At 72.8% G+C, this 23,282-nt stretch carries 19 protein-coding genes; 10 read left to right on the plus strand and 9 right to left on the minus strand.

Translation table 11 applies throughout. The annotated features are described in order from the left end of the window. Window positions 1-4: 4 nt before the first annotated feature. On the minus strand, window positions 5-772 hold the full coding sequence (locus ACWC1K_RS33585; RefSeq protein ID WP_450836704.1) for a glycerophosphodiester phosphodiesterase: 768 nt from the start codon (window positions 770-772) through the stop codon (window positions 5-7). Continuing rightward, the gene (gene yczE, locus ACWC1K_RS33590; protein WP_450836705.1) at window positions 769-1,422 is read right to left on the minus strand and encodes a membrane protein YczE; all 654 of its coding nucleotides are present in this window, start codon (window positions 1,420-1,422) and stop codon (window positions 769-771) included. Before yczE ends, ACWC1K_RS33585 begins: the two co-directional genes overlap by 4 nt. A 100-nt stretch (window positions 1,423-1,522) precedes the next feature. Here yczE and ACWC1K_RS33595 point away from each other — a divergent pair, with 100 nt between their 5' ends. Then, on the plus strand, window positions 1,523-3,022 hold the full coding sequence (locus tag ACWC1K_RS33595; protein WP_450836706.1) for an SCO1417 family MocR-like transcription factor: 1,500 nt from the start codon (window positions 1,523-1,525) through the stop codon (window positions 3,020-3,022). A 51-nt stretch (window positions 3,023-3,073) separates the two neighbouring features. Here the strand turns inward: ACWC1K_RS33595 and ACWC1K_RS33600 are convergent, their stop codons facing one another. Both ACWC1K_RS33600 and ACWC1K_RS33605 read right to left on the minus strand, forming a co-directional pair. Then, window positions 3,074-4,768 (minus strand): hypothetical protein, encoded by a 1,695-nt coding sequence (locus ACWC1K_RS33600; protein ID WP_450836707.1) that lies wholly within the window; start codon window positions 4,766-4,768, stop codon window positions 3,074-3,076. Window positions 4,769-4,808: 40 nt separating this feature from the next. Next, window positions 4,809-5,003, minus strand: coding sequence for a hypothetical protein (locus ACWC1K_RS33605; protein WP_099934012.1), 195 nt, complete (start codon window positions 5,001-5,003; stop codon window positions 4,809-4,811). 260 nt (window positions 5,004-5,263) lie between these two features. Here ACWC1K_RS33605 and ACWC1K_RS33610 point away from each other — a divergent pair, with 260 nt between their 5' ends. From ACWC1K_RS33610 to ACWC1K_RS33630, 5 genes are all read left to right on the plus strand, one after another. Further along, complete coding sequence (locus ACWC1K_RS33610; RefSeq protein ID WP_123963814.1) at window positions 5,264-5,656, plus strand: ankyrin repeat domain-containing protein; 393 nt, start codon at window positions 5,264-5,266, stop codon at window positions 5,654-5,656. A 302-nt stretch (window positions 5,657-5,958) separates the two neighbouring features. Then, window positions 5,959-7,377, plus strand: a complete 1,419-nt coding sequence (locus ACWC1K_RS33615; RefSeq protein ID WP_450836708.1) for a HEAT repeat domain-containing protein — start codon at window positions 5,959-5,961, stop codon at window positions 7,375-7,377. Between the two features lie 181 nt (window positions 7,378-7,558). Continuing rightward, on the plus strand, window positions 7,559-8,704 hold the full coding sequence (locus tag ACWC1K_RS33620; RefSeq protein WP_450836709.1) for a glycosyltransferase family 4 protein: 1,146 nt from the start codon (window positions 7,559-7,561) through the stop codon (window positions 8,702-8,704). Beyond that, window positions 8,701-9,858, plus strand: coding sequence for a glycosyltransferase (locus tag ACWC1K_RS33625; protein WP_450836710.1), 1,158 nt, complete (start codon window positions 8,701-8,703; stop codon window positions 9,856-9,858). Before ACWC1K_RS33620 ends, ACWC1K_RS33625 begins: the two co-directional genes overlap by 4 nt. Beyond that, a complete protein-coding gene (locus tag ACWC1K_RS33630) occupies window positions 9,855-10,703 on the plus strand; it encodes an SGNH/GDSL hydrolase family protein (RefSeq protein ID WP_450836711.1) in 849 nt (282 codons plus the stop codon). The genes ACWC1K_RS33625 and ACWC1K_RS33630 overlap by 4 nt, the downstream gene beginning before the upstream one ends. Window positions 10,704-10,794: 91 nt before the next feature. Here the strand turns inward: ACWC1K_RS33630 and ACWC1K_RS33635 are convergent, their stop codons facing one another. From ACWC1K_RS33635 to ACWC1K_RS33655, 5 genes are read right to left on the minus strand one after another with little or no spacing between them, the layout of a single operon-like run. Further along, window positions 10,795-11,673, minus strand: a complete 879-nt coding sequence (locus ACWC1K_RS33635; protein ID WP_450836712.1) for a 5-oxoprolinase subunit C family protein — start codon at window positions 11,671-11,673, stop codon at window positions 10,795-10,797. After that, window positions 11,670-12,287 carry a 5-oxoprolinase subunit B family protein gene (locus ACWC1K_RS33640; RefSeq protein WP_450836713.1) on the minus strand — a complete coding sequence of 206 codons (618 nt, stop codon included), beginning with the start codon at window positions 12,285-12,287 and terminating at the stop codon, window positions 11,670-11,672. Before ACWC1K_RS33640 ends, ACWC1K_RS33635 begins: the two co-directional genes overlap by 4 nt. Then, a complete protein-coding gene (locus ACWC1K_RS33645; protein WP_450836714.1) occupies window positions 12,284-13,042 on the minus strand; it encodes a LamB/YcsF family protein in 759 nt (252 codons plus the stop codon). Before ACWC1K_RS33645 ends, ACWC1K_RS33640 begins: the two co-directional genes overlap by 4 nt. A gap of 18 nt (window positions 13,043-13,060) precedes the next feature. Beyond that, entirely contained in the window at window positions 13,061-13,882 is an 822-nt protein-coding gene (locus tag ACWC1K_RS33650) for a putative hydro-lyase (RefSeq protein WP_450836715.1), read from the minus strand. Continuing rightward, window positions 13,879-15,174 (minus strand): MFS transporter, encoded by a 1,296-nt coding sequence (locus tag ACWC1K_RS33655; protein ID WP_450836716.1) that lies wholly within the window; start codon window positions 15,172-15,174, stop codon window positions 13,879-13,881. Before ACWC1K_RS33655 ends, ACWC1K_RS33650 begins: the two co-directional genes overlap by 4 nt. Window positions 15,175-15,349: 175 nt before the next feature. Between ACWC1K_RS33655 and ACWC1K_RS33660 the strand changes: the two genes are divergently transcribed. The 4 genes from ACWC1K_RS33660 to ACWC1K_RS33675 all read left to right on the plus strand — a co-directional run bounded on the left by ACWC1K_RS33660 (window position 15,350) and on the right by ACWC1K_RS33675 (window position 23,270). Beyond that, window positions 15,350-16,045 carry a GntR family transcriptional regulator gene (locus tag ACWC1K_RS33660; protein WP_450836717.1) on the plus strand — a complete coding sequence of 232 codons (696 nt, stop codon included), beginning with the start codon at window positions 15,350-15,352 and terminating at the stop codon, window positions 16,043-16,045. Window positions 16,046-16,146: 101 nt separating this feature from the next. Next, complete coding sequence (locus ACWC1K_RS33665; protein ID WP_390696843.1) at window positions 16,147-17,673, plus strand: hypothetical protein; 1,527 nt, start codon at window positions 16,147-16,149, stop codon at window positions 17,671-17,673. 31 nt (window positions 17,674-17,704) lie between these two features. Further along, window positions 17,705-18,595 (plus strand): hypothetical protein, encoded by an 891-nt coding sequence (locus ACWC1K_RS33670; RefSeq protein ID WP_450836718.1) that lies wholly within the window; start codon window positions 17,705-17,707, stop codon window positions 18,593-18,595. Between the two features lie 37 nt (window positions 18,596-18,632). After that, the gene (locus ACWC1K_RS33675; RefSeq protein ID WP_450836719.1) at window positions 18,633-23,270 is read left to right on the plus strand and encodes a hypothetical protein; all 4,638 of its coding nucleotides are present in this window, start codon (window positions 18,633-18,635) and stop codon (window positions 23,268-23,270) included. The last annotated feature ends 12 nt before the right edge of the window (window positions 23,271-23,282 follow it).

Below are 23,282 nucleotides of genomic sequence, written 5' to 3' on the forward strand. Positions count from 1 at the left end.
GCGCTCAGACCCAGACGCCGCGTTCTTCCATGACCTTGCGCAACGTGTCGATGTGATCGGTCATGATGCCATCGACGCCCAGGTCAAGCAGGCGGTGCATGCGGTCGGGCTCGTTGATGGTCCACACGTGCACCTGCAGCCCGCGCGCGTGGGCGGCGCGGACGAAGCGGTGGTCGACGACCTGGATGCCGGACTGCGACTCGGGCACCTGGGCGGCGACCGCGGAGGCCCGCAGTGCGGCCGGGACGCCCCAGGAGCGCAGCCGCAGGTTGAGCACGCCCCGGGTGCCGTACGAGGTCGCCAGCCGCGGCCCGGCCAGCCGCTGGGCGCGCACGACGCGCGCCTCGGAGAACGAGCCGACGCAGATCCGGTCCCACGCGCGCGTGCGCTCGATCAGGTCCAGGAAGGGGTGCAGCGAGGACTCCGCCTTCAGGTCGACGTTCCAGCGCACCTCGGGAAAGGTCTCAAGCAGTTCCTCGAAGAGCGGTACCGGCTCCTTGCCCGCCACGCGCGCGTGGCTCACGTCCTTCCACGGCAGGTCGGCTATGCGCCCGGTGCCGTCGGTCGTCCGGTCCAGAGTCGAGTCGTGGAAGGCGACCAGCTTGCCGTCCGCCGTGGTGTGGACGTCGGTCTCGATGTAGCGGTAGCCCGCCTCCACCGCCCGCCGGAACTGCAGCACGGTGTTCTCCAGGCCGTCCGCGGCCCCGCCCCGGTGGGCGAAGGCGATCGGGCCGGGATGGTCGAGATAGGGATGGCGTATCCGCGTGGTCACCGTCGAAGTATCGCCCTGCGGGGTTGCCCTTCGGCAACGACCGTGCTGCCGCCGGATGCCGGCGGGACGTCGAACACCCGCAGAAAGAGCTGGGCGAGCGGGCCGATCGACACCGCGTAGAGGACCGTGCCGATGCCGACGGTGCCGCCGAGGGCGAAACCCGTGGCGACGACCGCCACCTCGATCGCCGTCCGCATCAGACGGATCGAACGGCCGGTACGCCGGTGCAGGCCCGTCATCAGCCCGTCCCGCGGGCCCGGCCCGAAGCGGGCGGAGATGTAGAGACCGGTGGCCATGCCGTTGAGCAGGATGCCGGCCAACAGGAGAGGGATCCGTACGGCCAGGGAGTGCACGTCGGGAACGAGCGCGAGCGTGCCGTCCATGGCGATGCCGACCACGAAGACATTGGAGACCGTGCCCGGGCCCGGGCGCTGGCGCAGCGGGATCCACAGCAGCAGCACCGCCGCGCCCACGACGATCGACACGACACCGATGGTCAGTCCGGTGAGCTCGGCCAGGCCCTGATGCAGCACGTTCCAGGGCTCGAGGCCCAGGCCCGCCTCGACGAGGAGCGCGGAACTCGCGCCGTACAGCGCGAGACCGACGTAGAGCTGGATCAGCCGTCGCCCGAGACGGTTCCTCGTGGACAAGAGGTGCCCCCCTGTGGTCGTAGTGGCCTGGTTCGTGACACCCTGTGGCTTGGGTGGAAGCATCATCCATGGCCAATTCGGGGAAGGTGGACTGATTTCCATGGCAACGTGGACTTCGGCGATAGGAGCGGCGCAGCTCGCCCGGCTGCTCAACTCCCAGCAGGACCGCCCGGCCGGGCCCGGCACGCGCCGCCCGCCCGCCTACCGCGCGCTGGCCGACGGCATCCGGCTGCTGGTGCTGGAGGGCCGTGTTCCGGTGGCCGCCCGGCTGCCCGCCGAGCGCGAGCTGGCCCTGGCCCTGTCCGTCAGCCGTACGACGGTCGCGGCGGCCTACGAGGCGCTGCGCGCCGAGGGATTCCTGGAGTCCCGGCGCGGCGCCGGCAGCTGGACCGCCGTTCCGGCCGGCAACCCGCTCCCCGCGCGCGGCCTGGAGCCCCTGCCGCCCGAGGCCCTGGGCTCGATGATCGACCTGGGCACCGCGGCGCTCCCCGCGCCCGAGCCCTGGCTGACCCGCGCCGTCCAGGGCGCCCTGGAGGAGCTGCCGCCGTACGCGCACACGCACGGCGACTACCCGGCCGGTCTGCCCGCGCTGCGTTCGATGATCGCCGACCGGTACACCGCGCGCGGGATCCCGACGATGCCCGAGCAGATCATGGTGACGACGGGGGCCATGGGGGCGATCGACGCGATCTGTCACCTCTTCGCCGGCCGGGGCGAGCGCGTCGCCGTCGAGTCGCCGTCGTACGCCAACATCCTCCAGCTGATGCGGGAGGCGGGGGCGCGGCTGGTGCCCGTGGCGATGGCCGAGGGCCTGGCCGGCTGGGACCTGGACCGCTGGCGGCAGGTGCTGCGCGACGCGGCACCCCGGATCGCGTACATCGTCGCCGACTTCCACAATCCGACGGGCGCACTCGCCGGCGACGACCAGCGACGACAGCTCGTGGAGGCGGCCAGGTCGGCGGGGACGGTGCTGATCGCGGACGAGACGATGAGCGAGCTGTGGCTGGACGAAGGTGTCGAGATGCCGCGGCCCGTGTGCGGCTTCGACCCCGCCGGGTCCACGGTGATCACCGTCGGATCGGCCAGCAAGGCCTTCTGGGCGGGGATGCGCATCGGCTGGGTGCGGGCGGCACCGGATGTGATCCGCAGCCTGGTCGCCGCGCGCGCGTACGCCGATCTGGGCACCCCCGTGCTGGAGCAGCTCGCCGTGAACTGGCTGTTCAGCACGGGGGGCTGGGAAGAGGCCGTGGAATTGCGGCGCGGGCAGGCCAGGGAGAACAGGGACGCGCTGGTCACGGCGGTGCGGAGGGAGCTGCCCGACTGGGAGTTCGAAGTCCCGCAGGGCGGACTGACGCTGTGGGTGCGGACCGGGGGGCTGTCGGGCTCCCGGCTCGCCGAGGTGGGGGAGCGGGTCGGGGTGCGGGTGCCGTCCGGTCCGCGCTTCGGGGTCGACGGCGCCTTCGAGGGGTATGTGCGGCTGCCGTTCACCGTGGGCGGCGCGGTCGCCGACGAGGCGGCGATGCGGCTGGCCGCGGCGGCTCGGTTGGTGGCGGGCGGGGCGTCGGGGGGCGGGGAGTCGCCGCGGACGTTCGTGGCGTAGCCGCGGGCCGAGGCGCCGTTCTCCAGGACTCCGGCATCCGGCGGTGGGGTCTCAGGGCGCCTCCGCCGCCATGGCCTCCGCAGGCACCGGTTCCGCCCCGACCGGCTCGTCGTCGATGGGAACCGCCTCGACCGGCACGGCCTCGACGGGCACGGCCTCGACGGGCACGGCCTCGACGGGCACGGCCGCGAGGGGCTTGGCGTCGGCGGACTCCTGGTCGGCCGGCGTGGTCCGCGGCGGCAGCAGCGCCAGCACCGCTCTGCGGTGCCCGTCGCTCGCCGTGTCGTCGTACGGGTCCGGAGTCGACGGCACCTGAAGCCGGTGCACCGGGCCCGTGCCGAGACGGGCGTAGCCGCGGCCGGGCGGGACCTCGGCGGCCGGAGTCGTGGACGGAAGGGCACCCAGGACCCCTGACAGCTGCTCGGCCGTCGCAGGGCCGAGAACGACACGCGCGCGCGTGTGCTGCCGTACGTCGTCGCTGAGCGCTTCGGCGTGGTCGAACTGCTCGCCCACCACGACCGTCACATTCACCGCGCGGCCGTGCCGGAGCGGGACCTGGAGCAGCGACTGCGGGTCCTCGCGGCCGTCCGCGGCGGCGAGATGCGCGAAGGCGCTCGGGCGATCCAGGAGGAGCCACAGGGGACGCCTGGTGTCCTCCGGTGGCGGCTGCCCGGCCTGACGGGCGCGGTTCGCCGCGATCAGCCGGCGCTCCGTCTCGAGGGCGGCCCACTCGAGGCTCGTCAGCGCGCCGGTCAGCCCGCACTCGACGGCCAGAACACCCTCCCGGCCGGTCAGGCAGGCGTACTCGCCGGTGCCGCCCTCGACGATCACGACATCGCCGTGCTGGAGCGCCTGCACGGCGATGGAGCGCAGCAGGGTCGAGGTGCCGCTGCCTGGCTGGCCCATGATCAGCAGGTGCGGTGCGGTGGAGCGGATGCCGGTGCGCCAGACGACCGGCGGAACGTCACGTGTGTCCGCTCCGTAGGTGAGGGGCAGCGTGCGCTGGACCTGGGTGGGGTCCGTGAAGCCGAGGACCGTCTCGCCGGGCGCCGTGACGTATCGCTGGGCGGTGATGTCGGTGGGCAGCGGGGGCAGCACGGTGACCGTCAGCTCGTTGCCCTCTTCCTCCCATGCGAAGTGGTATTCGCGGCCGCGTCCCGACTTGGCGTGCAGCAGCTGTTCGATCCGGGCGCGGGAGTCGGCCTCGCCGTCGGTGAAGTACGCCGGGTAGCGGATCACGAGACGGGTGACCCGGCCCGACTCGTCGAACTCGTAGGCGGGGAAGGCCTTCTCCCACTCGCCGCCGTGGGCGTACAGGGGGGAGGGGTCCTCGGCGATCGAGAAGTACGGGATCAGGGCCTCGTACAGCGACTTGAGGCGCTGCACCTGGGACTCGTCCGGCCCTTCGGGCGCCGCCGGTGCGCGGTCCCGGCCGTGCAGTGCTGCCGCCGTCATCAGGCCGATGACGGCGAGCAGTGGCCCGTACGGCACGAGTGCCACGACCAGGATCACCGAGGCCACCAGGAACAGCAGCGGCCCACGCCGGTCCTTGGGGGTGTCGGCCCACTTGTGCCGCCCGGCCGCCGCCAGTCGGCGCAGACCGCGGGTGACCGTGATCAGCGGGTGGAGGACGTCGGTGGCGCTGTCGGCCGCCGACCGGGCCAGCTCCCGGCTCCGGGCGATCTGCATCCGGGCGATCTGCGCGTTGTCCTTGCTCAGGATGCGGGGGAGGGGACGCCGGGCCACTGCATTCTCCTGGTGGTGCGTACGGGCGGGAGGTGCGGCGTCAGAACTTGATGCCGCCGAGGAGACTCGCGAGGCTCTCGCCGCCGGCCTTGATGCTCGGGGCGATCGCAGTGCTCGCGAGGTAGAAGCCGAACAGGGCCGAGACCAGCATGTGCGAGGCCTTCAGGCCGTCCTTGCGGAAGAAGAGGAAGACGATGATGCCGAGGAGGACCACGCCGGAGATGGACAGGATCATTTTTTTCTCCTGGTTCACGGGGACAGTCACCATGAGTACTTCCAGGATCACAGCATGTATCCATAGTATTAAAGGTGCAAATGGATGAATCTCGGTGGATTTCCCTCAACTGGTCGAGCCGGCCCGGAGCGATCGGGCCGAACCTCCGTGGCCTGCCTGGTCTGTGGTGATCTTTACCTCCGGTGGACCGGGTCATGTACCGCGGAAGCCAGTACCCTGTCGATTCACCTGAACGGTTGTATTGAGAGGCGGTCCGGCCGATGACAGAAGCCCCCGACCCCGAGGTCGTGGAGCTGGCGACCAAGATCTTCGATCTGGCCCGGCAGGGGCAGACCGAGGCGCTCGTGGCGTACGTCGACGCGGGCGTTCCCGCCAACCTCACCAACGACCGCGGTGACTCGCTCGTGATGCTCGCCGCCTACCACGGACACGCGGACGCGGTACGCGCCCTGCTCGCCCGGGGCGCGGAGGGCGACCGGATCAACGACCGGGGCCAGACCCCGCTCGCCGGGGCGGTCTTCAAGGGCGAGACGGATGTCATCAAGGCCCTCTTGGAGGGCGGTGCCGATCCGGCCGCGGGCACCCCGTCGGCCGTCGACACGGCGCGGATGTTCGGCAAGACGGAACTGCTCGAGTTGTTCGGCGCACACTGATCCGAATGTTCTGACCAGCGAAAACACAGAAAACGGGGGAGGCGGTACAGGGCCGCCGAAATTTCGGTCGCGGCAGGTCGAAGTGCCGAGTCATCATGACGTCGTGATTCACGGACGCGATGGCTGGGCAGGTGTTGCCGCACCGCGCGGGCCGTGATGCGGTCCGCGAGGGCCACTTGACGAGAGGCAGAGGAAGATGGTCTACAGCAAGCACGAGACGGCGGGCGCCCCGACGTTGTGTCACGCGGCCAGGTAATGCGTGTTCCCCGGTTGCGTCGACGCTTGATGTGAGGCTGTTTCCCATGTTCGATCCGGTCATAGCGCCCAGCGGTACGCTGCTCGGCCTGCTCCAGCGGGGCCGCGGCGACGGCACACTGCACGCGCTCACCGCCCCGCGCGCCGAGGCGCTCGCGGCGCTGAACCACTGTGTGCTGCGCGACCCCCGCCACGACTGGCAGGTGGAGAACCGCTCTCTCTACTACGCCCGTCTCTACCTCGACCTGAACGGCGAGCTGGACGAGATCGAGGCGCACCTCTTCGACGTCGAGGACGTCTTCGACACCGAGGAGTCCCGCACAGGACTGGCCCTGGCCGTCCTCGGCCACCTCGCCTCCTACGGCAGGCGGGACGCGCTCGCACTGCTGCGCAGGTACGCCGCCTCCGGCTCCAACTGGGCCTGGGCCCTGGACGAACTGGCGTTGCGCGACGACGACGCCGGCCTGCGGGCCCTCGCGGCTCCCGTGCTGGCCCGCTTCGCCACCGACACCGAGGGCGAGGCCGCACTGGCCGCCGTCGTGCGTGACGCCTTCGAGCCCCGGCCGTGGCGGCTGTGGGCGGAGGATCCGCGCGAATCGATCGCCACACGTGTGCGTGCCGCTCAGGAGACCGGCTGCTTCGACCGCTGGCAGCGGCAGATGCGACCATCCGGGCCCCGTCCGGGGTGGAGCGTGCAGGCCGTGTTCGAATGGGCCCAACAGGGCATCGAACGGGGTGCCGCGCTGCACGTCCCGGCCGCTCGCTGTCTCACCGCCGTCGCCGGTCCCGAGGACCGGCCCGAGATCGTCCAGGCGGCCAAGGACGGCACCGACGGAGCCCGCTGCACCGCGCTGCGCTATCTCGCGGACAGCAATGATCCCGACGCCCTCGATCTGATCGAGGGGGCCGTGCTCACCGGCTCACCGGCCGTTGTGGAAGCCGCCGTCGAGACTTTCGAACGGATGTGCAGTGTCGCCGCCGTCGACCGCGCCCGCGGCTGGGCCCACCGGCCCGACCCCCTGGGCGCCGCCGCCGGCCGTATGCTCGCCTGCCGCGGGGGAACCGAGGACAAGGACCTCGTCCTCGGAGCGTTGCGCGAAGCCGTACGGGGCGAGGGGCCGGACGCCCCCACCCTGTGGACCCTCGTCGACGGCACCGGCCGGCTCGGCATCGCCTGCGCCGCCCCCGTACTGCGCCATATCTATCGCGAAACCGCCTCCTCCCATCTCCGGGGCCGAGCCGCCCGCGCCCTGGCCGCCACCGATCCCTCCTTCCCGGCGGGCTTCGCCGTCGAGTGCCTCTGGGACTGCGAGGAGACCACCCGCGAGATCGCCGCCCGGCACGCCGAGACCGGCGACGCACGGGTCGTCGAACAGCTGCGCCGGCTCGCCGCCGACCCGGCCGAGGAAGCCGAAGTGCAGACCGCCGTACGCAGTCGGATCGCACCCGAAGGACCCGCTGTCTGAGCACGCACGCGCTCCCCGGGCCGCGGCACGGGCACTGGATGAACAACGGGTGACCCGCGGGTCAGGCGGTCATGGACACGGCCTGACCTGCTCGGGTGTGCACAGGAACGCTCACGGGACGTTCATTCTTCGCAAAGATCCACGTTGACGCGACCACGTCCAGCCCGGCGACAACACCCGTATGCGTGTCGTCATAGTGACCGAATCCTTTCCCCCCGACGTGAACGGCGTGGCCCACTGCGCGCTCCAGACCGCCCGGCACCTCGTAGATCGCGGTCACCTTCCGCTCGTCGTCGCCCCGGCCGCAACCGCTCTTGCCGCCCGGGCCGGGACCGGGCCCGACGCCCAGGCGCCGTGCCCCGTCGTCCGTGTCCCCTCCCTCCCGCTCCCGGGCTATCCCCAGGTCCGTGTCGCCCTGCCCAGCCGCCGCCTGGCCGCGGCGGTCATGGCACACCGGGCCGACATCGTCCACCTGGCCAGCCCCTTCGTCCTCGGCGTCCGCGGCATGGCGGTCGCCGCCCGGCTCGGCGTCCCGGCCGTGGCCGTCTACCAGACGGATCTGGCCGGATACGCTCGTACCTACATGGGTGCCGGCGAGGCCGCGGCCTGGCGGCGCATCCGCTCCGTGCACTCCGCCGCCGACCTCACCCTCGCCCCCTCCAGCGCCTCGATGCACGACCTGAAGACCCACGACGTGCCCAGGGTCAAGCTCTGGCAGCGCGGCGTGGACACCGTCCGTTTCCGCCCCCACCTGCGCGACGAGGCCCTGCGCCGCGAACTCGCCCCGAACGGCGAGCTGATCGTCGGCTACGTCGGCCGGCTCGCCCCCGAGAAGCACATCGAGCTCCTGGCCGGCGTCTGCGGCCTCGACGGGGTGAAGGTCGTGGTCGTCGGTGACGGCCCCAGCCGGCCGAGCCTCGACGAGGCGCTGCCGGGCGCGGTCTTCCTCGGCCGCCGCACCGGCGACGAACTCGCCCGGATCTACGCCTCACTGGACGTCTTCGCGCACACCGGCCCCTTCGAGACCTTCTGCCAGACCGTGCAGGAGGCCATGGCGAGCGGCGTCCCCGTCGTCGCTCCCGCCGTCGGCGGTCCCCTCGACCTGGTCGCCCACGGGCGCACCGGGCTGCTGGTGCCGCCCCACGACGCGGACGCCACAAGGGACGCCGTGCAGTCCCTGGCCGGGGACCCGGAGCGGCGGATCTCCTTCGGCGCCACCGCCCGCGCCACCGTCGAGGGACGCACCTGGGCCGCCGTGGGCGACCAGCTCATCGGGCACTACGCGGACGTGCTCGCCGCGCGGCAGAAGACGGCGGTGGCGGCATGACCTCGTTGCGGATCGTGCGACTCGCCAACTTCGTCGCCCCCTCCTCCGGAGGTCTGCGCACCGCCCTGCGGGAACTCGGCAAGGGCTTCAAGGCCGCAGGACACGAGCCCGTGCTCATCGTCCCCGGCGAACGCGCCAACGACCGCGACACCGAACAGGGACGCGTCATCACCCTGCCCGGGCCGCTGCTGCCCGGCACGGGCGGATACCGCGTGCTCACCGACAAGCGGCGGGTGGCGCGCATCCTGGAGGACCTGGCCCCCGACCGTCTGGAGGTCTCCGACCGTACGACCCTGCGCTGGACCGGCAAGTGGGCGCGGCGGGCCCGCATCCCCGCCGTGATGGTCTCCCACGAGACCGCCGACGGCGTCCTGCGCACCTGGGGGCTGCCCGAGGGGGCGGCCCGCCGCGCCGCCGACGCCCTCAACGTGCGTACGGCGCACACGTACGCGCGCGTGGTGTGCACGACCGAGTTCGCCGAGCGGGAGTTCGTGCGGATCGGCGCCCGCAATGTCGTACGGGCCCCGCTGGGCGTCGACCTGGTCGAGCGGCATCCCGCGCTGCGCGACCCGGGGCTTCGGGCACGCTACGCGCGCGTGGACGAGTCCCTGCTCGTGACGTGCACCCGACTGTCCGTGGAGAAGCGGCCCGGCACGGCGCTGGACGCCCTCGAGGCACTGCTGCGGCGGGGCGGGCGGGCGGTGCTGGTGGTGGCCGGGGACGGGCCGCTGCGGCCGCGGCTCGAACAGCGGGCGCGGGAGCGCAGGCTGCCCGTCACCTTCCTCGGGCACGTCTCCGACCGCGGCGCGCTCGGCGCCCTCCAGGCCTCCGCCGACGTGTGCCTGGCACCCGGGCCCGCCGAGACCTTCGGACTCGCCGCGCTGGAGGCGATGGCCTGCGGCACGCCCGTGGTGGTCAGCACGTCGTCCGCGCTGCCCGAGGTGATCGGATCCGCCGGAGCCGTCGCCGCGGACCACGGGGAGGCCTTCGCGGACGCCGTCGACATGCTGCTCGGACTCCCCGAGCGGGAGCGGCGCGAGAGCGCACGCGCGCGTGCGGAGTGCTTCGGGTGGAACACGGCCGTGGACGCGTTTCTCGCCGCGCACGACGCGCCGGTACCGGTACGCCGTTTCCTGCCCGGAGGCGTGGCATGAGACCGGTGCGTTTCGTCGCCCTCGGGGACTCGCTGACGGAGGGCGTGGGCGATCCCGTTGTCGACGGGTGGCGCGGCTGGGCCGCGCTCCTCGCCGACGGGCTGGCCGAGGAGCCCGTGGAGTTCACCAACCTCGCCGTCAGCGGTGCCCAGACCCGGGAGGTGCTGGAGCAGCAGACACCGGCCGGACTCGCTCTGCGGCCGGATGTGGTGTCCGTGGTCATCGGCGTCAACGACACCCTGCGCTGCACCTTCGACATCCACGCCGTGGCCGAACGGCTCGACAGGGTGTACGCCGCCTTCACCGAGCAGGGGGCGACCCTGCTCACGGCCTGTCTGCCCGACCCCGGCTCGATGCTCGGCCTGCCCGGCTCGCTGGCCCGTCCGCTGGCCCGGCGTCAGCGGGCGGTCAACCGGGTGGTACACGCCCTTTCCGACCGCTACGGGGCCGTCCATCTGCATGCGGCCGAGGAAGCCTGGATCACCGACCGTGCGATGTGGAGCGCGGACCGGCTCCACCCGGGCGAACAGGGGCACCGGCAGTTGGCCGTCCGCTTCCACTCGCTGCTGGCGGAAGCGGACCGTGCCACGGGTGTCGCGCCTTCGCCCGAGCCGGAGTTCCCGGTACCCACGAGGTCGGCGAGCCTGTTGTGGCTGGCCACGGCGGGTACGGCGTGGGTGGCACGGCGGTGCACCGATTTGCTGCCGCAGCTGCTGGGCCTGGCTGCGGACGAGATGCGGCACCGGGTGCGGGGGACGAGTGCGCGGCTGGATCTGCGGGCCGCTGCGGCGGTGTCGGCGGCGTTGGCCGCCGTTTCTGTCGCGGAGCAGCCCGACGCGGCGTAGCGCCGCGTGGGGAGGCCGGTGCGTCGCCGCGGGTCCGTTGTGCTGGTCGCGCCCATGCGGCGGAGCGGCACATCGATACAGCGCCGCGCCCCTAACAACTTTGGCGTGTGCGCATCGCCACGAAGCGAACCGGTGTTCCCGGCGCCGCCTGCGCTACGGCCGGGAGGTCCTGTGGGTGGACGACCGCGATCACCGGGTAGCCCCCGGTGGTCGGATGGTCGGCCAGGAAGACGACCGGTCTGCCGTCCGGCGGGACCTGGATCGCACCCAGCACCATTCCCTCGCTGGGGAGTTCGCCGGGCAGGGCTCGTTCCAGCGCGGGGCCTTCCGTGCGCAGGCCGATGCGGTTGCTCGCGGCGGACACGCGGTACGTGCGGGACGTGAACGTGCGCAGGGCCTCCGGCGTGAACCAGTCGTCTCGCGGTCCCGGTGTCACCCGTAGAACGAGTTCGGCCGGAGGAGCGGGCTGCGGGGCGACGTCCACGCGTGCGTGGAGGTGTGTCGGCGTCCCCAAGGGGAGCACCATGCCGTTCGTGAGCGGTGCGGGGCCGAGCCCGGACAGCAGGTCCGTCGAGCGACTGCCGAGAACCGGCTCGACGGTGATGCCACCGGAGACGGCCACGTAACTGCGTACTCCGGAGACGACCGTGCCGACCTCCAGGAGCGCACCGGCGGGCACGAGCACCGGTGCTCCCCAGGCGACCGGCCGGCCGTCCACCCTGACCGGGCCGGGGGCGCCGCCGACCGCGACCGTGACTCTCGAACGCGGCCGCAGGGCACACCCGTTGACCGTGGTCTCCAGAACGGCAGCCCCGGGCGGGTTGCCGACCAGCCGGTTGACGAGCGCCGCAGCGGGGCCGTCGAGCGCACCGGAGCGGGGCACGCCGAGGTGGGCGTGGCCGGAGCGTCCCTCGTCCTGCACGGTGGTGAGCGCTCCGGCGCGGACGACGACGAGTGCGCGGTCGGTCACGGGCACCCCACCGGGACGAAGCGCACGCGCGTGCCGGGCGACAGCAGCGCGGCCGGCACGCGCGCGTGGTCCCACAGCACGGCGTCCGTGCGCCCGATCAGCTGCCAGCCGCCCGGCGACGAGCGGGGGTACACGCCCGTGTACGGACCCGCCAGCGCCACCGAACCGGCCGGGACGGCCGTGCGCGGGGTGGCCCGGCGTGGGACGTCGTACAGCGGCGGCAGACCGGTGAGGTAGCCGAAGCCGGGGGCGAACCCGCAGAAGGCGACGCTGAACTCGGTGGCCGCGTGGATACGGGCTACTTCCCGCTCGCCGACGCCCCAGTGGGCGGCGACGTCGGCCAGGTCGGGACCGTCGTAGCGCACCGGGATGTCCACGACCGACTGTTCGCGAGGGGGAGCGGGGGGCACCTCGGAGGCGGTCAGTTCGGAAGCCAGACGGACCGGGTCGGCCAGACCGTCGAGCAGGACGGTGCGGGCCGCGGGGACGATCTCGCGCACCGTGAGCAGGCCCTCCGCGCGGCGCCGCAGCAGTTCCGCGTGCAGGGCCTGCGCCTGGTCCCCGGAGGACACCTCGACGAGCAGGGCGCTGTCCCCGACGGGCAGCGCCCTCATGCGAAGGCCTCCACCCGGATCCCCGACTCCTGCAGGCGTTCCCGGACGCGCCGGGCCAGTTCGACGGCGCCCGGCGTGTCCCCGTGCAGGCACAGGGAACGCGCGCGTACGTCGACGCGCGCACCGGAGTGCGAGGTGACCGTGCCGAAGCGGGCCAGGCCCACCGAGCGCTCCACCACGGCCTCCGGGTCGGTGACCACGGCGCCTTCGTGACCGCGCGGCACGAGCGTTCCCTCAGGGGTGTACGCACGGTCCGCGAACGCCTCCGTGACGGCCGGCAGACCCGCCTTGGCGGCGAGCTCCAGCAGGCGCGAGCCGGGCAGGCCGAGCACGGGCAGCGAGGCGTCGGCGACGCGTACGCCGTCCACGACCGCCGCGGCCTGCTCCTCGTCGTGCACGACGCGGTTGTAGAGCGCGCCGTGCGGCTTGACGTACGACACGCGCGTGCCCGCCGCGCGCGCGAAGACCTCCAGCGCGCCGATCTGGTAGGCCACCTCGGCCGCGAGCTCCGCGGGCGGCACGTCCATCGCGCGCCGCCCGAACCCCGCCAGATCCCGGTAGGAGACCTGGGCGCCGATCCGGACGCCGCGCTCGGCCGCCAGCTCGCACACCCGCCGCATGGTGGCCGCGTCCCCGGCGTGGAATCCGCAGGCCACGTTGGCGCTGGTGACGACGGACAGCAGCTGCTCGTCGTCGGTCAGCTGCCAGCGGCCGAAGCCCTCGCCGAGGTCGGCGTTCAGATCGATCGAGGTCATGGGTCCTTCGCGTTTCTCTCAGGCCACGCGGTACTGCTCGTCGCGGGCGTCGGTCAGGAACATCTGGCCTGGTGCATGGGTGATGGCGAAGGGCGGGCGCGAGGCCATCACGGCCGCCTGCGGGGTCACTCCGCAGGCCCAGAACACCGGGATGTCGTCCGGTTCGAGGTCCACCGGGTCGCCGAAGTCGGGGCGGCCGAGATCCTCGATGCCCAGCCCCGAAGGAGTGCCGCAGTGCACGGGGCTGCCGTGCACCGCCGGGAGCAGACTGCTCTCCCTGATCGCCGCCGCCAGGTGCTGCGGCGGCACCGGCCGCATGGACACCACCAGCGGTCCCTGCAGCCGCCCCGCCGGACGGCACTGACGGCTCGTCACGTACATCGGGACGTTGCGGCCCTGCTCGACGTGGCGGATCGGCACCCCCGCCTCGGCCAGCGCCCACTCGAAGGTGAAGCTGCAGCCGATCAGGAACGACACCAGGTCCTCACGCCAGTGCGCACGGACGTCCGTCGGCTCGTCCACCAAAACGCCGTCCTGCCACACCCGGTAGCGCGGCAGATCGGTGCGCAGGTCCGCGCCCTCCGCAAGGATCGTCGTGACGGAGCCGGCGTCCGTGACGTCGAGCACCGGACAGGGCTTGGGGTTGCGCTGGCAGAACAGCAGCATGTCGTACGCCCAGTCGGCGGGCACGGAGATCAGGTTGACCTGGGTGTGTCCGGCCGCGACCCCTGCGGTGGGTCCGCTGAGTCCTTCCCGGAAACGGGCCCGGGCGGTTCTCGGGCTCCACGCGTGCGCGTGCTCGTCGACCACGGTCAGCGGGCGGTCTTCCGTGCGGTTCACGCGAGCTCCTTCCCACGGGTCTCCGGCAGCCCCAGCAGGGCCAGCGCCGCGAGGCCGTAGCCGATCGCACCGAACACCAGCGCGCCGCCCACACCCCAGCTGTCGGCCAGGAAGCCGACGGTCGTGGGGAAGACGGCGCCCACGGCGCGCCCGGTGTTGTACGTGAAGCCCTGGCCCGTGCCCCGTACCGCCGTCGGGTACAGCTCGCTCAGGTAGGACCCGAAGCCGCTGAAGATCGCCGACATGCAGAACCCGAGCGGGAAACCGAGCACCAGGAGCAGGGTGTTGGCGCCGTTCGGGATGTTCGCGTAAGCCAGGATGCAGACGGCCGACAGCACGGCGAACAGCCAGATGTTGCGCTTTCGGCCCAGCCGGTCGGTGAGGTAGCCGCCGGTCAGATAGCCCAGGAAGGCGCCGGAGATCAGGAACGTCAGGTAGCCGCCGGTGCCGACGACCGACAGGCCGCGGTCGGTCTTCAGATACGTCGGCACCCAGGTGGCGAGCGTGTAGTAGCCGCCCTGGACGCCGGTGGACAGGAGTCCGGCGAAGACCGTCGTGCGCAGCAGGCCGGGCTTGAAGATCGCGGTGAACGAACCCTTGTGCGCGCTCTGTTCGCGTACGGCCGCGGCCTCCGGGGCGTCGTGCACCCGGCGGCGCATCCAGATCACCAGCAGGGCGGGGAGCGCGCCGGTCCAGAACATGATGCGCCAGGCCAGATCGGCGCCGGCGAAGGAGAAGACCAGGGTGTACACGATCGCGGCCAGAGCCCAGCCCACGGCCCACGAACTCTGGACGGCGCCGAGGGTACGGCCCCGGTGCCTGGCGCTGGCGTACTCGGCGACGAGGATCGCGCCGACCGCCCACTCGCCGCCGAAACCGAGGCCCTGGAGAGCGCGGAAGACCAGCAGCGTCTCGTAGTTGGGCGCGAAGCCGCAGGCCACGGTGAAGACCGCATAGGTGATCACGGTGATCATCAGCGCCCTGACCCGGCCGACCCGGTCCGCCACCACCCCCGCGACGGCGCCGCCGACCGCGGAGACCACAAGGGTGACCGTCGTGAACAGGCCCGTCTGGCCGCTGTCCAGGCCGAAGTACGCGGCCAGCGCGACCATGCTCAGAGGCAGCGTGAAGTAGTCGTACGAGTCGAGGGCATAGCCGCCGAACGCGCCTGCGAAGGCGCGGCGGCCGCGCGGACCGAGGGCGCGCAGCCAGCCCAACGCGCCGTCGTCGAGGGCGTTCTGCTCGGTTCCGGGCTGTTCGGTCAGGGCCTGGGGTGGAGGGGTCGTACTCATGGGCACCTCGCAGTGGGAGGACGGAGGGTGCTTCAGAAATGAGCCGTGCCGTGCGTGAGGAGCAGTCGGCGCCCGTGGTGAAAGACGGCGCCGTGCGTAGCAAGGTAGAGGATCGTTGAACGATCCTTCAATACCCACGTTGTTTCGTTCTTGTATCTGCGGTTGAATTCCGGGCATGGCAGAGCAGCTGACAGGACTGGCCGACGACCGGGCTCTCCTGGGGCGCACCAGCACCGCCGAGCGCGTCTCGGACATCCTCAGGGGCCGCATCGCCGAGGGGTTCTTCCCGCCCGGCACCAGGCTGTCCGAGGACAGCATCGGGGGCGCGCTCGGAGTCTCCCGCAACACACTCAGGGAGGCGTTCCGGCTGCTCACCCATGAACGTCTGCTCGTCCACGAGCTGAACCGGGGCGTCTTCGTCCGGGTGCTGACCGTCGAGGACGTCGAGGACATCTACCGCACCCGCCGCCTCGTCGAGTGCGCCGTCGTCCGCGGGCTCGGCGAGCCGCCGTACGGCCTCGACGCGCTCGCCGAGGTCGTCGAGCAGGGGCAGCGGGCGGCGCGCGACGGTGACTGGAAAGGCGTGGGTACCGCCAACATCCACTTCCACCGTGAGCTGGTGGCCCTCGCCGGCAGCGCCCGCACCGACGAGCTGATGCGCAGCGTCTTCGCGGAACTGCGCCTGGCCTTCCACGTCGTGGACGACCCCAAAGCCCTGCACGAGCCGTACCTGGCCCGCAACCGGCAGATTCTGCAGGCCCTTCAGGCGGGGGACCGGCCGGAGGCCGAGAAGCTGCTGGAGGTCTACCTCGAGGACTCGCTCGAACGGGTCGTGGAGGTCTACCGGCGGCGCGTCGGCGAGGACGGATAGCGGAACCGGTGGTGCCGGTCCCACCGATGTGGCAACCGTGACGCCTGGTCGCATCTGAGCCGTTTGGGTCGATGTCAGACCGAGGACCTAGTCTGTGCACCGTGACTTCGCCTGCATCGACGGACAGCGTTCCGCCCCAGCTCAGCGCGGGGCCGCGCCCCGCACCGGGCCCGGCCGCCGACGAGGGGCTGGCGCGGCGCCTGCGCGCGCTCGCCTGCACCGCGCCGCTGCACGACCTCGACGCACGCAAGGCCAACCTGGCGGGCGAGTACTCGGTGTACGGCATGGCGGAGGTGGCGCTGGCCGCCATCGACCTGGTCACCCTGAACATGGACTTCGACACGGGCGCCGACCACGACCAGATAGTCGCCCGGCTCATCCCGCGCATCGCCGCCCAGGCCCCGCAGCGGCCCGTCGCCGAGCACGAGCGCGTGGCCCGCTGGGTCCTGGAGAACCTGATCAACGTAGGCAGCGTCGACCGCGGCTTCCGTGCCGTCTACGGCACGTTCACGACCGACGGCAGCTATGTCCGCCGTGACTACGACTTCAAGCTGATCGAGGAGGTGCCGGGCCCCGGCGGCACGGTCTACCTCCGTACGACGGACGAGGCTGTGAACGTCCTGGTCGGCGCCCTGGACACGGACGTCACCAGCGCGCAGATCGCCGCCGAGGTCAAACTGGAGGTCCTGATCAACCGGGGCCGCCTCGCCGACGCCCAGCTCGCCGCCGAACAGGCCCGCTACCGGACGGTGCAGTACTCGGAAACGCTCCGCAGAGCCCTGGACGCGACCCGGCGCAACGTCCGGGCGGTGGACTGGCTCAACTCCGTGCCCGACATGATCGCCGAGGCACTGGACCACGTCGCCGACCGCTACCGGCACGAGAACGCGATCCTCACCAACATCCGCAAGGCCCGGGACGAGACCGAGGACCCCGAGCACAAGCGTCGCGCGGCCGAGCTCGTCGACATCGTCAAGGACTGCATCCGCAGGCACACCCAGTTGCAGTCACGCCTCCTGGAAGCCGGGCCGCTCTTCCGAGCCGAGCAGGACCGGCAGGCGTTCGCGACGCCCATGACGTCGTCCGGAATCGACCTGTACGGGCACCTCGTCGCCCCCGTGCTGCCCTTGCCGCTGGAACAGGCGGTCCGGGTCACGGACGCCTTCTTCGCCCGGGGCACCGGACTGCGTACGCCGGTGTCCGTGCGGGTCGGCGACCTCGTGGACATACTGCTGACGCCGCCGGTGGAGCGCGAGCACCTGGGCGCGGAGATGCCCGAGCCGGATCTGATCGCGACGCCGGACGACAGCCGGTTCAGCGAGGAGCAGCTGGCCGCGGCGACGGAGCTGCTCGACCTGCCTGCCGATGCGCCGCGCAGGTTGTCGGGGTTGTTGGCCGAGGCCCGGAGACAGGACCCGGACCTGCCGTATCTGGTGGCCCTGCTGGCGGTGCACGCGGCCAGTCCGGCGGTCGGCACGGCATACCGCCAGGGCGAGGAGAAGCTGCTGTTCGCCGTGGACGACGGGACGGAGCTGGACGATCCGGAGTTCGGCGGCGCCGATCTCATCGTCGGCACGGCCCTGCTGGACGCGGCGGGCATGGCGGCGGACCGGACGGAAGCAGCATGAGCGAGCAGGAACGCGACAAGGAGCCCGAGCAGTGACTGAGCACGTCGAGTGGAGTGAAACGGAGGCCCCGGCCCCGTCGGCGACCGCCGCCGTCACCCCCGCCGACGCCGCCGACGCGGCGCGGCTCGTCGCGTTCGGGCTGCAGCCCAAGCTGCAGCCCGCCCGGGACCAGGAGTACACCGAGCTGCTGCGCCGCTACCGCGAGGACCCGCCCTTCGCACGGCTCGCGGATGCCGTGGCCGCCGGGCTCGGGCTGGTGGTGCTGGAGGTGTCCCCGCGCGCGGGGATGGCCGTGACGGCCGCCGAGGACTCGGTGTTCGCCGTCCGCATGGGCGACTACGCGCGTCGTACGTCCGCCGACGGCGGCGACCGCTTCCTGCACGGACTGGCTCATCTCGCCGTCGCCGCCATGGCGTTCCCGCGCCCCGAGGACCTCGCCGACGACGGATACATCGGCCGCGTGACGGTCAACGGCGTCGACGCGTTCGTGCGGCAGGCCTGCCGCCGTCTGGAGGAGCGGGCCGAGGAACACGGCGACAACACCGACCCGGCCACCGACGCACCCGGCCTCGAGGCCGCGTGGCGGGTCTGGGCGAGACGCAGCGCGGCCGGCGCCACCAAGGACGCGCGCCGGCTCGCCGGTTCGACCACCGGCATCGTCGGCAAGGCGGCCGCGTTCCTCACCGACTCCGGATTCCTGCAGCGCACCGGCGACGACAACGGCGGCACGTACCGGACGACTTCCCGCTACCAGCTCCAGGTGCGCGACATGGCGGGCAGCGCCGCGATGGCCGAGCTGCTGGAGCTGGGCGTGGTCCCGGTGACCGACGGCACCCCGACGCTGCTGCCGCCCGAAGACACCGACGACCTGGAACTGGCGGCCGACGCCGGACTGCCGTTCCACGCGCCGTCGCACTCCTGAACTTCCCCGACCTACCGAAGACTTACGAGAGTCCGCCATGTACGAGCTGTCCCGGGTCCGCCTCTACTCCATCGGTCCAGCCGGTGCGCGCTATGCCGACACCGTGCTCGACCTGCGGGGCGTGGGCGAGCCCGTGCCCGACCCCGCGCCCGCCCAGGCGGAGTTCTTCGAGGAGGAGCCCGTCGGCCCGCCGCGTCGCCCCGCGCCCGCCGGCGTGCTCTTCCTGGAGAACGGCGGCGGCAAGTCGGTCCTGCTGAAGCTGATCTTCTCGGTGATGCTGCCGGGTCACCGCAACACCCTCGGCGGCGCCAGCTCGGGCGTGCTGCGCAAGTTCCTGCTCGCCGACGACTGCGGGCACGTCGCCCTGGAGTGGCAGCACACGCTGACCGGCGAATGCGTCGTCGTCGGCAAGGTCAGCGAGTGGCGCGGACGGCAAGTGTCCAACGACCCGCGGAAGTTCGCCGAGGCCTGGTACTCCTTCCGGCCCGGACCCGGGCTGTCCCTGGACAACCTGCCCGTCGCCGAGGCGACTTCGGTACGACCGGCCGTCGAGGGCCAGTCGGGCGCGCAGGGCCGCCGGCGCACCATGAAGGGCTTCCGGGACGCCCTCACCGAGGCGGGCAAGGCGTATCCACATCTGGAGGTGCACTGGGAGGAGATCCACGACCGGTGGATCGAACACCTCGGCGATCTCGGCCTCGACCCCGAACTCTTCCGCTACCAGCGGGAGATGAACGCCGATGAGGGCGAGGCGGCCGGCCTCTTCGCGGTCAAGAAGGACTCCGACTTCACCGACCTGCTGCTGCGCGCCGTGACGGACACCCGGGACACCGACGGGCTCGCCGACCTGGTCAGCGGCTTCGGCAACAAGCTGGGCCGCCGCGCCGAGCTGATCGCCGAGCGGGACTTCACCGCCGGGTCGGTGGATCTGCTCGGACGGATCGTCGAGGCCGCCGAGGCCCGGGCACGCGCGCGTGACATCCACGCCGGCGCCGAGCGCCGTACCCGCACGCTGGCCCGTCGGCTGTCGGCGCGGGGCGTGCAGGAGCGGGTCCGGGCCGCCGACCTCGCTCAGCGTGTCACCGCCGCCGCGTACGCCGTCACGCACTCCGAGGCGGCCCGTGAGCGCAGCGCACTCATCGCCGCCGAACTCGCCTACCGGCACGCCTCCTTGGCGCTTGCCGCCGCCGAGAAGTCCGCCGCAGGGCAGAAGCGCGAACTGGCCGACGCCCGCACCCTGCACTCCGCGTGGCAGGCCGCCGAGGCGGTGCTGCGCCACCGCGCCGCCGCCGACCGCGTCGCACGCGTGGCCACCGCCATCCAGGAGGCCGAACGGGACGCGGCACCCGCGCTCGCCGCCCGGGCCAAGGCCGCCGTGGATCTCGTACGAGCCCTGCACGCGGCAGCGGAGAGCGCCGAGAGCCTCGCCAACGAGGAGGAGGAGCGGTCCGCCGCGCTGCAGGAGGTCAGTGAGGCCGCCTACCGGGACTCGACCGCCGCCGCCACCGAGGCACAGCGGGCCCGCAGCGAGATCGGGCATCTGCGCCAGCGCCTCACCGAGGTCGAGCAGGAGACCGCCGAGGCGGTCCGCGCGGGATGGCTCGACGACAGCGCGCCCGACGCCGACCCGGCCCGCGCCGCCCTCGCGGCCAGCGACGCCGAGAAAACGGCGGTCGCCGCCTGGGACACCGCACGTGAGGCCTCGCACAAGGCCACGGAGCACGCGCGCGAGGCGGCCTCCGCCGAGTCCCGGGCCGAGCTGACGGCCGCCCGCGCGGCGGACGCGGCGACGGCGACGCAGCGCTCCTACGAGGCCGAACGCCGCGTCGCGCAGGCGCTGGCCGCCGAGGAGCGACTTGCGGAGCTGCTGAACCTGTCCGGCAAGGACACCCGGCCATCGCTGCCGGACGGCCGGCCGTCGGTCCCGCATCCCCGGCACGAATCGGACAGCGACGAGGCCGCCCTCACCCCCGAGGAGCTCGACCGCTTCGCCGACGAACTGCGCGAGCTGCTCGACGACTCCGTGTCCTCCGCCGAGCGCCAGCTCTTCGAGTTGCGCACCGCCGCGGCCGACGATGCGCGAATCCTCGGCGCACTCGGTGACGGCGGGCTGCTGCCGCCCGGGCCGGACGTGCTGGCCACCGTGGAGTTCCTGGGCGAGCACGGCATCCCGGCCCTGCCCGGCTGGCGCTATCTCGCCCAGGCCGTGGACCCCGCCGACCACGCGCGCGTGCTGGCCGCCAGGCCGGAGCTGGTCGACGGCGTGATCATCACCGATCCCGACACCCACGCCCGCGCCCGCGAGGCCCTCAGCGAGGCGGCGCTGCTGCCGCGGTCCGCCGTGGCCGTCGGTACGGCTGCCGCCCTGCTCGCCCCCACTCCGGCCACCGACGCGGGCGACAGCAACGTCTTCCTCGTGCCGCCGAACCCCGCCATGCACGACGAGCACGCCGCGGACGAGGAGCGGCAGGCGCTGCGCGCGCGGGCGACGGAGCGGGACGAGGAGATCAGGACGCTCGCCGCACGCCTAGGCAAGGACCGCGAGCTGGCGGCGCGGCTCGCCTCCTGGCGTACCGGCTGCCCGGCGGGCCGGCTCGTCGAGCTGGCCCGGGCCGCGCACGACGCTCGGGTGTTCGCCGAGGAGGCCGAGGTCGAGCTGACCGAGGCGCGTACGGCGCGTGCAGAGGCCGACGAGGTCGCCGCCGAGGCCGCGCGGCTGCGGGACGAGCGGCAGGAGGCGGCGCAGAAGGCCCGGCGTGCGGCCGACGCCCTCGCCGGGCTCGCCTTCCGGCTGCGCGAGCGGGCCGGCTGGCAGGTCAAACTGCGCGAACTGGCCGACGACGGCGTCGAGTCGGAGGCCCGCGCCCAGGCCTGTCTGGAGCGGGCCCGCGCCGCCGACGAGGACCGCCGCGGCGCCCAGCGCGCCGCCGACGACGCGCGCCGCACCGCACGGGCACTGCGCGCCGAACGAGCGGAGATCGCGGGCGCCCCGGACGACGTACCCGAGGAGGACGAAGCGGCCCCGAAGTCCTCGCTGCCCGCACTCCGCGAGGCCTACCGCGCCGCCTCCCAGGTCTACGAGAAGGTCGGCGTCGGCGCCGACCTGCGCGCCGAACAGGCCCGCGCGGAGAGCGACGAGAGCGCGGCCCGTGCCGAGCTCGACCGCCTCAGCAACAAGGTCCGCACCCGCGCCGAGCAGCTGCTGCTCTCGCCGGACGGCTCCGACGGGCCGTCCCGGCAGGCAGCCGCAGCCCGGGCCGAGGAGCTGGTGCAGCTCCTGGAGACCCGGATGTCCACCGCGAGCGAGCAGCTCGGACGGCTGCGCGGCGAGGCCGAGCGGCACGCGCCCGAGGACGGCGAGGCGCACACCGAGCTGCCCGAGGAACTCGAACCGCGCGACGCCGAGCACGCCCAGGCACTGCTGCGCACCGCGACCACCGAACTCGCCTCCCGCACAGAGGCGTTGAACCACGCCCGCGAGGCACACGCCGAGCTCCTCGACGCCCACCGCGCCGCCGAGGACGCGGCCGGCGGCTTCGACGAGATCGCCGCGATGCTCCGCGACCTGCTGCGCGAGCATGCCCTGGAGGAGGAGCAGGAGGAGCCGGAGCCGTACCCCGGCAGCCTGGAGGAGGCCCGTCAGTCCGCCGCGGAGGCCCGCCGCTCCCTGCGTGGCTGCGCCGCCGACCTGTCGGCCGCCGAGGCCGCCGTACGGGAGGCGAGCGATGTGCTCGTGCGGCATGCCAACTCCACCCGCTACGAGCAGGTCCGCACCCCGGCGCGGCAGCAGATCCGTGAGCTGCCCGCCTCGGCGCTGCCCGAGCACGCCCAGAAGTGGGCCGACGCGTTCGCGCCCCGACTGCGTGTCCTCACCGACGAGTTGGCACAGCTGGAGCGGAACCGGGACTCGATCGTGGACCGGCTGCGCGGGCTCGTGGAGTCGGCGCTGGCGACACTGCGGTCCGCCCAGCGGCTGTCCCGGCTGCCCGAGGGCCTGGGCGAGTGGTCCGGGCAGGAGTTCCTGCGCATCCGCTTCGAGGAGCCCGATCAGGCCACGCTCACCGAGCGGCTCGGCGAGGTCATCGACGAGGCCACCCGGGCGGCCGTGAAGAAGAACTCCGACCTGCGACGCGACGGCATGTCCCTGCTGCTGCGGGGCGTGGGCGCGGCACTCCAGCCCAAGGGCGTCGCCGTCGAGATCCTCAAGCCGGATGCCGTGCTGCGCGCCGAGCGGGTGCCCGTTGGACAGATGGGCGACGTCTTCTCGGGCGGTCAGCTGCTCACCGCGGCCATCGCCCTGTACTGCACGATGGCCGCACTGCGCTCGAACGACCGGGGCCGCGACAAGCACCGGCACGCGGGCACGCTGTTCCTGGACAACCCCATCGGCCGTGCCAACGCGACCTATCTGCTGGAGCTCCAGCGGGCCGTGTCGGACGCTCTGGGTGTCCAACTCCTCTACACCACAGGCCTGTTCGACACGACGGCGCTCGCGGAGTTCCCGCTGGTGATCCGGCTGCGAAACGATGCCGACCTGCGCGCCGGCCTGAAGTACATCAGCGTGGAGGAACACCTCCGCCCCGGGCTGCCGCAGCAGCCCCAGGCGGAGGAAGTGGTGCACAGCGAGATCACCGCGACACGGATGTTCAAACGCCCCGCACCTGCAAACCCCTAGGGGCGAGCGACC

It is taken from the genome of Streptomyces sp. NPDC001492 (assembly GCF_053597275.1).